Annotated in this window: 11 protein-coding genes and 1 pseudogene; all 12 read left to right on the plus strand. The window is 41.9% G+C overall.

What is annotated here, in order from left to right; all coding sequences use genetic code 11:
* Nucleotides 1–35 precede the first annotated feature (35 nt).
* The 12 genes and pseudogenes from MJB10_RS07655 (at nt 36) to MJB10_RS07710 (ending at nt 13,089) form a co-directional block, all read left to right on the plus strand.
* Entirely contained in the window at nt 36–833 is a 798-nt protein-coding gene (locus tag MJB10_RS07655) for an AraC family transcriptional regulator (RefSeq protein ID WP_314805519.1), read from the plus strand.
* A gap of 87 nt (nt 834–920) precedes the next feature.
* Nucleotides 921–1,916, plus strand: a complete 996-nt coding sequence (locus MJB10_RS07660; RefSeq protein ID WP_314803162.1) for an AraC family transcriptional regulator — start codon at nt 921–923, stop codon at nt 1,914–1,916.
* Between the two features lie 128 nt (nt 1,917–2,044).
* Complete coding sequence (locus MJB10_RS07665) at nt 2,045–3,373, plus strand: ABC transporter substrate-binding protein (RefSeq protein WP_314803164.1); 1,329 nt, start codon at nt 2,045–2,047, stop codon at nt 3,371–3,373.
* An 82-nt stretch (nt 3,374–3,455) separates the two neighbouring features.
* A complete protein-coding gene (locus MJB10_RS07670; protein ID WP_314803166.1) occupies nt 3,456–4,331 on the plus strand; it encodes a carbohydrate ABC transporter permease in 876 nt (291 codons plus the stop codon).
* 2 nt (nt 4,332–4,333) lie between these two features.
* On the plus strand, nt 4,334–5,170 hold the full coding sequence (locus MJB10_RS07675; RefSeq protein ID WP_314803167.1) for a carbohydrate ABC transporter permease: 837 nt from the start codon (nt 4,334–4,336) through the stop codon (nt 5,168–5,170).
* Between the two features lie 21 nt (nt 5,171–5,191).
* Nucleotides 5,192–6,349, plus strand: a complete 1,158-nt coding sequence (locus MJB10_RS07680; RefSeq protein ID WP_314803169.1) for a glycosyltransferase WbsX family protein — start codon at nt 5,192–5,194, stop codon at nt 6,347–6,349.
* Nucleotides 6,346–8,277, plus strand: a complete 1,932-nt coding sequence (locus MJB10_RS07685; RefSeq protein ID WP_314803171.1) for an ADP-ribosylglycohydrolase family protein — start codon at nt 6,346–6,348, stop codon at nt 8,275–8,277. Before MJB10_RS07680 ends, MJB10_RS07685 begins: the two co-directional genes overlap by 4 nt.
* Before the next feature lie 189 nt (nt 8,278–8,466).
* Nucleotides 8,467–9,489 carry a peptidylprolyl isomerase gene (locus MJB10_RS07690; protein WP_314803173.1) on the plus strand — a complete coding sequence of 341 codons (1,023 nt, stop codon included), beginning with the start codon at nt 8,467–8,469 and terminating at the stop codon, nt 9,487–9,489.
* A gap of 27 nt (nt 9,490–9,516) precedes the next feature.
* Entirely contained in the window at nt 9,517–11,238 is a 1,722-nt protein-coding gene (locus MJB10_RS07695) for a right-handed parallel beta-helix repeat-containing protein (RefSeq protein ID WP_314803175.1), read from the plus strand.
* A 5-nt stretch (nt 11,239–11,243) separates the two neighbouring features.
* Nucleotides 11,244–11,864 carry a carbohydrate binding domain-containing protein gene (locus tag MJB10_RS07700; protein WP_314803177.1) on the plus strand — a complete coding sequence of 207 codons (621 nt, stop codon included), beginning with the start codon at nt 11,244–11,246 and terminating at the stop codon, nt 11,862–11,864.
* 141 nt (nt 11,865–12,005) lie between these two features.
* Nucleotides 12,006–12,527 (plus strand): annotated as a pseudogene (gene sigK / locus MJB10_RS07705) (RNA polymerase sporulation sigma factor SigK); the annotation flags it as partial.
* Entirely contained in the window at nt 12,502–13,089 is a 588-nt protein-coding gene (locus MJB10_RS07710; RefSeq protein WP_314803178.1) for an ABC transporter ATP-binding protein, read from the plus strand. The pseudogene sigK and the gene MJB10_RS07710, both read left to right, overlap by 26 nt.
* The last annotated feature ends 109 nt before the right edge of the window (nt 13,090–13,198 follow it).

Here is a 13,198-nt window from a genome sequence, read left to right on the forward strand (position 1 = left end):
TAGCTCACGGAGGGTTTAAATGACAATTATATGAGCTGCATCATCATGATTTCATTAAACTGGTGTATATAACTGGGGGACAAGCTGAGCACCAATATATGAATGAGAACTGTATCGTTCAGGAAGGGGAGGTATTCCTGAAACAGCCTGAGGTGGAGCACGCTTACCGTGTACCTGGAGGGGGAAGTTTGGAAGGGTATAATATTTTGTTCCTGCCCGATTTATTGGAAAAGGAGTTCCAAACGCTATCAACTGTAGCCTCTTTCGTGGACTTCTTTTATGTGAAGCCGTTCCTGCGGGAATCGAATGTTTATCATGTCTACATGCATTTAAATTCACAGCAACGGATTGAAATGAAGCTTTTGATGGACCGTTTAACCAAGGAATTTACCCACAAGCTTACTGGTTACCGGATACTGATAAAGACAAGTATGATTGATTTGTTTGTGTACTTAAGCCGTATTTACGAGCTAAAAGCACATAAACCTCTTACCCAGTGGGGAAGCGACGCAGAGGTTATCAAGCATATTAGCCACTACATTGATCTGCATCATGCTCAGCCGCTGAGCCTTGAGCAAGTAAGCCAATTATGTGGAATGAGCGTATCTTCCTTTAAGAATAAATTTAAGCTGTACATCGGCAAGACCTTCTTGGAGTATCGAAAAGAGGTGCGATTAACCATTGCTAAGGAGCTGTTGGTCGAAACGGATGATAAGATTGTGACGATATCGCAAAAGGTAGGTTTAGAGGACTTAAGCTTTTTTAATAAAATATTCAAGGAAATGGAGGAGCTTTCGCCGGGAAACTATCGGAAGATGCACCGTAAGCTATGATGTAGAGAAGGGCGACATGCTACAGGCCTATATGGGCGATTGACCATATCAACGTAGAGAAAACAGTTTATATCCTGTAATTCTTTGATGGAGATAGGTATAATTAATGCACGTACGTATTTATCAACTGCAGCTAAAGGAAGTGGCAATATGACGGACATAGGAAAAAATTATACGATCGATTTTCTTAACATTGCTCCTTATATCCGATATGTACAGGAGTTTTCAGGACTCGATGATTACAAAGTACCTCTGCGAATCATATATGATCATGAGATTATCTTTGTAAAAGAGGGTATGTGTTTGTATCAAATTGAGGATAAAGAGTACATTTTGAAAAAAAATGATATTCATATTATGAAGCCAAATGTTAAACATAGCTGTTTTGTACCTAAGGGTGAAAGATTTGAATATTATGCAGTCCATTTCGACTTTATATATATGGGTGAAGAACTCGACTTTTCGGCTGACGAGATTTATTTAAGTAAATATGATTATTACCACTCGGAATTTATTCCAGTCGAAGAAGAGTTGATTTCTCGTAGAAAAATGACATATGCGGAAGTGGAATTTCCTTATGTAACCGCAATCACTAATGCTATGGTCTATTTAGATTTGTTTAAGGAATTATTGCATGCATACACGCACAAAAATTATGGTTATCACATGGAAATGCGTGCAATTTTGTTGCAAATCTTAACCCTAATTGTAAGGGAAAATGTAATTGATCAAGGTATCCAACGTCAACATCCTCAACGCGCAAAAGTCATGCAAGCAATTCAATATATGCATAACCATTATCATCGTCAGATTGATCAGAGTGAAATTGCTACAGCAGTTTTTATTTCTCCTAGCTACTTAAGGCTGTTATTTAAACAAGTAACAGGGAAAACACCAGTCGAGATGTTAACCCATATACGAATGGACATGGCTAAGAAGTTGCTTCTGGAAGGCAATCACTCCGTTAGTGAAATTTCTTTTATGGTAGGTTTTCAGGACATTCATTATTTCAGTAATTTATTCAAGAAATTAGAAGGATTGTCTCCCAAACATTACGTCACCACTTTAAAGAAAGACATTTGACTTCACTACTATCACTATAATCGCATTAGCGAAATTCACAAATATAGAAGCGTTTAGTCTAAAGATTCTAAAACTAAAAACGCTTACAATAAAGATGTAAGGTAAATAATGAATAGGGGGTAACATCAATGAAGTACTTTAAGCAATGTTTAATCTCTAGTCTTGTTATCATGGTTACTTTGACAGGATGCGCAAGTAAATCGAACACGAACGCACCAAAAGAGACCAATAAAGCAGAAGTGACAAAGGAGGAGAAGGATACTAAAAGTGAAGCATTTACCATTCGCTATTCTTCTTGGTTTTTAAACGATCCCGATGGAACGCATCCTGAGAAGAAAGCTTTTGTCGACGCAGTGCAAAAGAAGTATAAAGAGAAATACCCAAACGCAAAGGTTGAATTAGAAAGTACACCAGGAGATAATTACGACAATAAACTCTCTGCCTCCTTTGCTTCTGTCAGCGCGCCAGATGTGATGTACATGTTCAGCACCTCTCTTAATAAATATGCAAAGGCTAATTATTTAGCAGATCTGTCTGATATTCCCGTTGCATCTCAAATGTTAGAATCAGTGAAACCCATTAATATGTATCAAGGTAAAGTATATGGTATTACTGCCGGAGTAACGGTTGCAGGAGCTTTTTATAATAAAAAAGTACTTAAAGATCTAGGAGTGAATTTGCCAAAGACATGGAGTGAGTTCTTGGCAGTATGCGAAGCGATAAAAGCCAAGGGCTTAACGCCAATTGAAGCGGGCTTTAAGGATGCGTGGACTGTCAACTGGGCAACTGCTCCAATCGCGGCATCGTCAATCAATAATCCTGGCATCGAAACTGATTTATACAATGGAAAGACTAAAATAAACGGTTCCGAATTTCAAGGGTTTGTTGCAAAATGGACGCAATTGTCCGAGAAGGGATATTTTAATAAAAATGCTCTAAGTATTGGTTTCGACCAAGCGCAGAAGGAGTTCGCGGATGGGAAGGCAGCGTTTTTCATCAACGGCAGCTGGGTTCCAAGCGGAGTAAAAGGTGCTAATTCAGAGGCAGAAATTGGTTATATGAGTATTCCAAATGACCAAGGACAGTCTGTCATTGTAACAGCCAATGATAACAGTATAGCTATTAATGCCAAGACATCTAATATGCAAAGGGCCAAGGATCTTGTGTCGGTGCTTACGGATGGAACCGTTTTGGCTGCATTCTATAAAAATAATACGTTACCAGCATTGAAAAATTTAGATGTGCCATTTGATCTTCCTGCTATGAATGAAGTGAAAGAGGCATTGAAATCGAACAAAACTGCAATGTTCCCAGGAACATACATGCCCAAATCTTCTTATGATATTGTTTATGGATCATTGCCGACTCAAATCATAGGAGGCAAAAAATTAGGGAGTGAGCTTGAAGAAGCAGATAAAAATTTACAGAAGGATAAGGTAACAGTCCCAACGCCGTAACGAGAAAAGAACATCAGAACTTCCAACAAATGCCCATTCCGAGATCGGGGTGGGCATTTATTGGGAAGAGAGGGAGCTCCTTATGGATAAGTTTAGAGGTTTGTTTTCAATGCGATTTTTGTTTATTATACCAGCCTTATGTCTGTTTAGTATTTTTGTATATTATCCATTTCTTGGGGGGGTGTTCTATTCATTCACCCAATGGGATGGTGTCAATACTCCAGTTTTTATTGGCATGAAAAACTATATGGACATTTTGCAAGACAGCCAGATACGTCAGGCGACATTAAACACGTTGTATATCGTATTTGTGGGAATTGGTGTCAGCACACCGCTCTCGCTCTTATTGGCGCTCGGATTAAATCGACCATTAAAGTCGAAACATATTCTTAGAACGGTATATTACTTACCTTCTGTTATTAGTCTAATTGTCGTATCCCTTGTTTGGGGGAATATTCTCCAGTATGACGGTATTTTAAATGCACTCCTAACTCAGGCTGGGCTCGGTGTATTCGTCAAGGATTGGCTAGGAACCGTTGATACTGCACTCCTGTCTATGGTCAGTATCATGGTATTTCAAAGTGTTGGCTACGGAGCAGTTATTTATTTAGCTGGGCTACAGTCCATTCCTCAGGATCTTAAAGAAGCTGCACGGATGGATGGAGCATCCGGATGGTATGAATTTTGGCATATTACATTACCTCTGTTAATGCCTTCGATCACAATTTCAACCTTTATGAGTTTAGTAGGAGGTTTAAAGATGTTTGATCTTCCATTTGTCTTAACAAATGGAGGTCCTGGCTACTCAACAACAACTCTTGCTTTAACGTTATATAAATTCCTGTCAAATTTAACCTATGGCTATGCAGCAGCAGGTGGGGTTTTGTTTATGATAATGATCGTTATTATTACGCTCCTTCAGTTGAACTTTACGAGAAAGAGAGAGGTGGAATATTAAACATGGAATCCACTTACAGAACTCGTGCGAGGTTTAACTTACTTATAGAATTCCTGTTAATTGGCGGCTCTTTACTTATCGTTTATCCTTTTATTAATCTAGTCCTTTCCAGTTTTAAGAAAAAACAAGAGCTTTTCAATCCAATTAGTTGGCCAAGTTCTGTCTATTTAGGGAATTATGCTGAGGTTTTTAAACGAGTAAATATTATCGAGGCATTTGGAAATACCGTATACATTTGCTTGCTTACACTTGTACTTATTGTTATTTTCTCTTCCATGGCTGGATACGTCATCAGTAGGGAAGGCAAAGGAATGTACCAGTGGATACTTTACTTCTTTGTTTCAGGTTTCCTAATCCCTTTTCAAACCAGTATGGTGACACTTTATAAACTAGCAGTCTGGACTCATCTTATGGACACGATGACATGGCTGGTTCTTACTTATGCTGCTGGCTCTATTCCCTTTGCTCTATTAATTTATGTGGGCTTCACAAAATCAATTCCACGTGAGTTGGAAGAAGCGGCTATCATGGATGGCTGCAGCCAGTTCCGAATGTTTTGGAAAATTATTTTTCCTTTGCTTATGCCTGCAACAGGCACAGTTGTTGCCATGACGATCATGTGGTATTGGAATGATTTAATTGGTCCTGTCCTCTTTATCAACGATAAGCACAAATTGACGTTAGTTGCTTTAGTTAATGTATTTCGGGGAGAACACACAACGGATTGGGGACCAATATTCGCCCTATGTGTCTTATCCAGCTTACCACTAGTTATTTTGTTTTTCTTCACACAGAAGTATTTCTTGCAGGGCTTGATTCAAGGAGCAGTAAAAGGTTAAACATCGGATGGAGGCGTAAAAATGAAGAAAGAAATAGAAGTTGCTGTATATTACTTCCCGAATTATCATGTTGATTCACGTAATGAGAGTTGGCATGGCAAGGGGTGGACGGAATGGGAATTAGTAAAAGCTGCTACACCCAGGTTCGAAGGGCATCAGCAGCCTAAGATCCCACTCTGGGGTTATTTAGACGAGTCGGATCCAGCGGTTGCGGAAAAACAAATTACAGCTGCGGCTGACCATGCTATTGACGTATTTATTTATGACTGGTATTGGTACAGTGGAGGTCCTTTCCTGAACGCAGCACTTGAGAAAGGGTTTATGCAGGCTACAAATAATAATAGATTAAAATTTTCACTCATGTGGGCGAATCATGACTGGGTTAACTTATTCCCCCTCAAGAGGAGTGCAGGCACTCATATATTAGAGCCAGGAGCAGTTACAAGGAAGGAATTCGAAAAGGTTGTCGATTATCTTATCGAACAATATTTCAAACATCCAAGTTATTGGCGTGTGAAAGGTGGTCTTTACTTTTCATTCTATGATTTACAAACCTTCATTGATGGCTTAGGGGGATTGGAACAAACGATCGAGGCTTTGGCCTATTTTCGCACGAAAGTTAGAGATGCGGGCTTAGGAGAACTCCACCTAAATGCTATCGTTGTTAATATAAAAAATTTACCGAGTGAAAGAGCTTTGAAAAGTCCTAACGATATTATCAATTCTTTAGGAATGGATAGTGTTACCTCTTATGTATGGATTCATAATGTTGCATTGGATACGTTCCCAGCTGTTAAGTACTCAGAATATGCGCAGAAAGCATCTGCGGATTGGGGGAATTTTCGTAAGCAGTTCGAAGTGCCGTATTTCCCGAATGTATCAATGGGATGGGATTCTAGTCCACGCACGGTACAATCGGATGTTTATGATCATTTGGATTACCCCTACATGCCAGTGTTGATCGGTAATACGCCAGAAGAGTTCGAGAAATCACTCCAAGCATCGAAAACCTTTTTGGAACAAAGCCAAACCCTGCCGGCCATTATTACAGTTAATTCATGGAACGAATGGACGGAAGGCAGCTATTTGGAACCTGATACAGTACACGGATTGGGTTACTTGGAAGCTATCAGGAGAACATTTGGTGAGAATATAACTGCCGAGGAAAAAGCCTTATGATAAGTATAAGCTATCAAACCTACCTAAATAAAGTCCACGGCGGGTGGATCGGTAAATGCATTGGGGGAACCATCGGAGCGTTGATGGAGAATAATAAAGAACTAATGGATTTTACATTGGATAATGTGTTTCCTGAGGAAATACCACCTAATGATGATTTAGACTTACAATTGTTGTGGCTGCAGGTGCTCGAGAAGAAGGGATCCCGAATTACCAGTAAAGACTTGGCTGAAGCTTGGATGAGATATTGTTGGTATCCTTTTAATGAGTATGGATATTTTGTGAAAAATTATCGATTAGGCATCTTGCCCCCACTATCAGGTACATTCAATAATCATTTTTTTAAAAATTCAATGGGGTGTCCAATTCGTTCTGAGATTTGGGGATTTATATGTCCTGCTACTCCAGAGTTAGCTTCCGAATATGCTTATAAAGATGGAGCTCTTGATCATGATCTCCTCTCCATTTATGCAGAACAATTTTTGGCTGTAATTGAATCTCAAGCTTTCATTTTAGGTGATATGGAACAATTAATTGAATTCGGCTTAAAACAAATTCCTAAAGATAACGAACTATATCGGTGTATTCAGTTTGTTATCCAGGAGTTTCAAGAAGGACTAGGATGGAAGAAGACTAGGCGACGTATGTTGAACCATTTTAGCTCGCCGGATGCCTCCTACAGTGTGCAAAATATTGGACTTACCGTATTAGCTTTATTATATGGCAAAGGCGATTTTACCGAAACGATGCTTATCGCTGTTAACAGCGGTTATGATACGGATTGCACGGCGGCTACAGCTGGAGCCATTTTGGGGCAATTACTTGGTGCGGATCGAATCCCTGCTATTTGGCTAGATAAAATGGGTACGGAATATGTGATAGGAATAGATGTTACGAGACGATCTTTGTTAATTGAAGATCTTGCCATCGACACTTGCGCAGCTGGATTATCCCTGATGAGGGATGGACTTCTAAATATAGAAATCACAGAGATACCTGACCATGTCAAGGCTTCGCTCCCCGAGCCTGAAGCTATCTCGCCATATGAGATAGAGATCAAGTATGAGGGGTTGCCATCAATCGGATATGCAGAGAATACCCTTGTTACGGTGTCATTGCACAATCGGACAAAGCAAGAGCAGAGTGGTATTCTTCAAGTTCAATCCGCCAAACATCTTAAAGCTAGCCTAACAAAGGTTGAGATAATCGTACCTGCTAACAGTTCCATTCACTTTCCAATAAGCTTCGAGATTTCGAAAGATGCAACCTTTATTCCACAAAAAAATATGATAGACCTCTATTGGATGACGCAAGGGGGAGAGGAAGTAGTAGCGGAAACTTGCTTCGGACTCACAGGTGCATCAAGAGTTAAGGTTATCGGGCCCTTTTGGGATACATTCGATACTCATGAGCATAGTGATAATCCTTACTTAAACCGAATGCCAGAAGGCAGATATCATTTTAATAACTTCATAAATGTAGATAAGGCTTATATGGATGAGACCTTTCATAGCTGGGAAAGTGAAGAGGGAATTCATGTCAACTTTCATGAAGACAAGCTTCCTTTAAACGAATTATTCGGGCATCAGGGGCAGTCATGTGTATATTTATTTCATAATCTCCTTGTACCAACCGAGAGAGAAGCGTCTCTACTAATTGGTAACAATGACGCTTTCAAATGCTGGTTGAATGGAGAGTTAGTCTGTGAAGCTAAAGAGCATACAATGTGGATGCCGTATAATCATCGTACGTCTGTAAAACTACGAGCAGGAACGAATCTTCTGATTCTAAAAATAATTCGCACTGATAGCCAATTTGAGTTTAGCTATGGGTTTCAGGGTGACAGTGCAGGATACCAAGGCAGCTTTTCACATTTTCAAGAAACGACGAAGAATCATTGGTTTGTAGATTTGGCTAGTTTGGTTTAAATTATGTGTGCAAACGCCCGAGCCCCGAGGCTCCGCGCTGACGGGCAGCGAACTGGCTGACGCCTTGCCGGAAGGGCGGTACCATTTTAACAACGATGTCAATTTGGATAAAGCTTATGAAGCAGAGGTTTTAGCCATTTGATGATCGAATGACGCCTTTAATTTTTTACAAGACAAGGGGGAGGAACTGTGAAGAAGCATGGATGGTTTATCGTTCCAATCGTTGCTGCAGTTATTTGCTTAATCGTTTATATCGTCAGGTTGCACGGTACAAGTGACTTCTCCCCCTATGCAACCTTGGCAACGGTGAACGGAGAACCAATCGCAGCAGGGGAATTGCAGCTTGCTTTTGACCAGGTAAAAACGGAAGTTATTGATAATTTGGGTAAAAAGTTTGGCGTACAAGACAGACCGGATTTTTGGAATTCCATGATTAATAATGAAACCCCAATTCAAATTGCAAAGCAGAAGGCATTGCGGTTGGCAATCAATCTGAAGATACCTTTTCTCTTGGCGAAGAAGCACGGGCTTATTCAAGCTGCGGATTACAAAACATTCATGACGAATTTGCAAATCGTTAACGGACAACGTCGTGATGCCCATGAGAAGGGACAAATCCTTTATGGCCCGATTCAATTTAACGAAAGGGATTACGCTCATTATATCCAATCGAATCTAGTTTCCGACTTGAAACGACAACTGATCTCCGGTTTGGATATATCGGAAGAGAAGCTTCGAGAACGGTATGAATCCATGAAGGACGCAAATTTCCGTGAAGTGCCGATCATTCGAGGGTCGCTTTGGTCCGTTCATGCCGGTGCAACAAGTCTGAAAGAACAAGAAGACTATTTCAACAAGTTGAGATCTATCAAGCAACAGGATGCCGGTTCAATTCCTGATGTTTCTATTGAATCCATTGAAATGAACGCGCTTACAGTCAAGCGCGACAGTATGAACTGGCCGTCTTTGGTTGCACAAGCCAGATCCGCTTTTTCCGGTGAGTGGGTCGGGCCTCTCCAAGATCGAACGGGATTTTACCTGTTAAAGGTTGAGAATCGAATCGAAGGGGCTTATGTACCGTTTGAGACAGCTAAGCAGGTGATCTTTCAACAACTAGCCAAAGAAGCACTCGCTAAGGAGGTGAATGAAGCAACAGATCGAGCTGAAGTGGTCGTAAAACAAGAATTTGGTGAGTGGACGCCTCAGATGTAAATTTAATCTAAAAATGGAGGGATGACGATGCACAGGAATCTAGTTCGAATTTTTATGAAAATTATGATGCTTTCAGCCTTGCTTGTAACCACCGTTCTAAGCTCTACAGTACTTCAACCTACCGTGCGGGCAATAAACACTTCCTATTACGTAGACTGTTCGGGTGGAATAAATGGGAACGGAAGTTTGGGAAGCCCGTGGAACAATCTGACGAGTGTCAATAGTCAAACGTTCCAGTCCGGGGATCAACTTCTATTTAAACGCGGAACGACATGTACAGGACAACTAATGTTTACTGGTTCTGGGGCAAGCGGATCTCCCATCGTGGTTGACGCGTATGGGAGTGGTAGTCTACCGATCCTTAACGGAAATGGAAACCAGGATGGAGCCATCTACCTGCAGAATATTTCTTATTTAACGATTCAAAACTTGGAAATCATGAACTCCGGTTCCTCTTTACCTTATGTAAGAGGCATTCAAATCAAAGCGACGGGTGGAACGACAGGCACATTCCGCAATATCTCCATCAAAAATAACGTGATCCACGATATAAGAGGAACGTCGGATCATTGGAGTAGCGGTGCCATCTTTGTAAGTTCCGATACGCCAAATACGAATAACAATTACGATCAGCTTCTCATCGATAACAACACGATTTACAATTCAGATACGATGGGGGTCGTCGTAACCGGTAGTGGTTCTCAAAGTCAAACGAATCCGAACATGACGGGATGGACATACAACACGAACGTGAAGGTAAGCAATAACTACATTCACGATTTGAAATTTGATCCTATTCTGGTCGGTGCTTCCGACACACCGATTATTGAATATAATCGCGCTTATGATATTACAACACCATCCGGTGAATATACAGACGGTATCTGGACATTTACGAGCAAAAATATTTGGACGCAGTACAACGAGGTAGCAAGAATGACGTTCTCCGGCAGTGGCGACGGGTTGGCTTTCGACTGCGATTGGGGGGGGAGAGGCACATGTAATCATCAATATAACTATGTACACGATAATCCCTACGGATTTATACTAGTCTGTTGTAGCAGCAATACGACCGGAAATGGAAATAACTATTCGGGAGGGGTAACCAGGTTTAACATTACGCAGAATACCGGTGGCGCCAACATAAAATGGGATGGAAGCCAGAACCCATCGACTCCTCCTCATTTTAAGATGGATATTTATAACAATACCTTCTATGAGCCGAACCAGACATTGTATGCGCAGACTCGTGATTCCGGGTTGTTTCAAAATAATATAATCGTAGCAAGTGGGGGGAGTCCATGTACGAATGCGGGAACGTGTTCTAATAATGCATTTTCCGGTGGGATTTCTTCAGCAGGAACAAGTGCTGTAACCAACGATCCGTTGTTTATCCTCCCAAGTACGGGTGGGGATGGAAGACAGAATGCGGAAGGGTTTAAATTAAAAGTCGGCTCGCCTGCTCTCGGCAGTGGTGCGGTCGTTTCCAGCAACGGCGGGTTAGACTTCTTTGGTAATAGTGTATCGAGCTTAGCCGCTCCTAACATTGGGGCATACAATGGAGCCGGCTTTGGCGTTACCAATACTGGTTTCGAGAGTGGGAACCTTAACTCCTGGACGAACCTGGGGGAGCTACCACCACCAATTCGAACGCGAATAGCGGATCGTGGGCGGTGCAGACCGCTTCATCTAATTCAGGCATCCAGCAACATGTTACAGGTCTTACGCCTAACACGAAGTATATCGTAAGTGCGATGTTGAAGAATACCAACAGCATCGACACTGTATATGTAGGTGTGAAAAATTACGGCGGTAACGATACAGCATCCGGCGTGTCGGGAACATCATACAGCAAGGGATATGTTCTATTTACAACGGGTAGCGTAGCTACGTCCGCTGATATCTACGTTTGGAAGAGCGGCGGCTCTGGAGCGTCATATGGGGATGATGTGCAAGTAACCCCCTATCTCAATATCGTGCTGAACCCAGGCTTTGATTCCGCAAATCTTGGGAGCTGGTCCAACCTGGGTGGAGCGTCTGTCGTCGCTTCGAATTCACATTCCGGCTCATACGGAGTTCGTACCGCTTCTTCGAATTCGGGAGTCCAGCAGCATCTTACTGGGCTTAAAGCCAATACAACCTATGTATTGCTAGGGTGGCTGAGTAATGGGGCGTCTAGTGACACCGTTTACCTCGGTGTGAAAAATTACGGAGGCACGGAAATTGCTCAAGGTATCACTGGCACTACCTATGTGCAAACTGCGATCCTCTTTAAAACCGGCACTGCCAGTTCGAGCGCAGACATCTATATTTGGAAGTCGGGTGGAACGAATGTCTCCTACGGCGATGATATTGAAGTGATACCAGTACCGTGATGAAAATTCTTTAGAGTAAAATTTCTCTTCTAGGTATTAAGTAACCCACTGACTAGAGATCGACTAGTGTGGGTTACTTTTGTTAATCATAAAGCGAAAAAGTCTCGATACCGAGGCTTTTTTACTTGCCTATCTACATCGCTTTGTGTTCACAACCTCAAAAAATTCGACAATCCCGGAGAAGATTTGGAAGATTTAATCTCCATTGGGACAATCGGTTTGATCAAAGCTATCGAATCCTTTCCCCCGAACAAAGGGACCAAGCTGGCGGCATTTGCAGCACGTTGTATCGAGAATGAGATCTTGAAGCATCTGCGCTCCTTGAAGAAAACACGGAAAGATGTGTCTTTTCATGATCCGACCGGAACGGACAAAGAGGGGAACGAGATTACTTTAATTGACATCCTCGGCAGCGAAGCGGACGATGTGGTGGATGCGGTGCAACTCAAGATTGAGAAGAGCAAAATCTTTCGGAACTTAGAGATTTTAGACGATCGCGAGAAGGAAGTTGTGGTTGGTCGGTTTGGACTTGAATTAGGTGGGGAAGAGCGGACGCAGCGAGAGATCGCGAAGGAGCTGGGGATTAGCCGTTCCTATGTGCCGCGGATTGAGAAGCGAGCTTTGATGAAGTTGTATCATGAGTTTTATAAGGCGAAGCGGTAAGTCGTTAGGTTGGCGCATCGTATTCTATGTGAGTAAGTTTTACTTCATGGGCGGAGAGACGATCTGGGCATTGGACGATATCTCGTTAGACATTGCGCAAGGCGAATACGTAGCGATCATGGGGCCTTCGGGCTCCGGTAAGTCCACGCTGATGAATATCATCGGATGTTTGGACGTTTCGGACAAAGGCATGTATGTTCTCGATGGAAAGCAGATTCACACCCTTAAGGATTCACAATTGGCAGAGATTCGCAATCGGAAGATCGGGTTTGTTTTTCAAAATTATAACCTGCTGGATCGAAGGAAACACTTTCCTTCGGAGCTGTCTGGCGGGCAGCAGCAGCGCGTTGCAATTGCACGTACTTTGGCAGGCGATCCTCCGATTATCTTGGCGGATGAGCCGACCGGAGCATTAGATTCGAAGACGGGTGGGGAGATTTTGGATATTTTCAGAAGGCTAAATGAGCAAGGCAGAACGATTATTGTGATTACGCATGACCGGCAGGTTGCTGAGCAGGCGAAGCGGATTGTTAGGTTTAGAGATGGAAGTTTAGTTAATTGAAATGAACAATATTTGTGACAAGGATCGGCCTTACGATAAAAACGTAAGGCTTTTGATCTTTTGATAATGAAGAATGATATAATCTTTGTATGATTCTGAGGCCATTATC

Origin of the sequence: Paenibacillus sp. MBLB1832 (assembly GCF_032271945.1) — a bacterium.
In the GTDB taxonomy this organism is placed as follows: domain Bacteria; phylum Bacillota; class Bacilli; order Paenibacillales; family NBRC-103111; genus Paenibacillus_E; species Paenibacillus_E roseopurpureus.

Excerpts from the sequence above, each read along its gene's own strand:
- MJB10_RS07675 (WP_314803167.1), top strand. The coding sequence starts at position 4,334 with ATGGAATCCACTTACAGAACTCGTGCGAGGTTTAACTTACTTATAGAA.
- MJB10_RS07700 (WP_314803177.1), top strand. The coding sequence starts at position 11,244 with ATGTTGAAGAATACCAACAGCATCGACACTGTATATGTAGGTGTGAAA.
- MJB10_RS07680 (WP_314803169.1), top strand. The coding sequence starts at position 5,192 with ATGAAGAAAGAAATAGAAGTTGCTGTATATTACTTCCCGAATTATCAT.
- MJB10_RS07710 (WP_314803178.1), top strand. The coding sequence starts at position 12,502 with ATGAGTTTTATAAGGCGAAGCGGTAAGTCGTTAGGTTGGCGCATCGTA.
- MJB10_RS07670 (WP_314803166.1), top strand. The coding sequence starts at position 3,456 with ATGGATAAGTTTAGAGGTTTGTTTTCAATGCGATTTTTGTTTATTATA.
- MJB10_RS07665 (WP_314803164.1), top strand. The coding sequence starts at position 2,045 with ATGAAGTACTTTAAGCAATGTTTAATCTCTAGTCTTGTTATCATGGTT.
- MJB10_RS07685 (WP_314803171.1), top strand. The coding sequence starts at position 6,346 with ATGATAAGTATAAGCTATCAAACCTACCTAAATAAAGTCCACGGCGGG.
- MJB10_RS07660 (WP_314803162.1), top strand. The coding sequence starts at position 921 with ATGGAGATAGGTATAATTAATGCACGTACGTATTTATCAACTGCAGCT.
- MJB10_RS07695 (WP_314803175.1), top strand. The coding sequence starts at position 9,517 with ATGCACAGGAATCTAGTTCGAATTTTTATGAAAATTATGATGCTTTCA.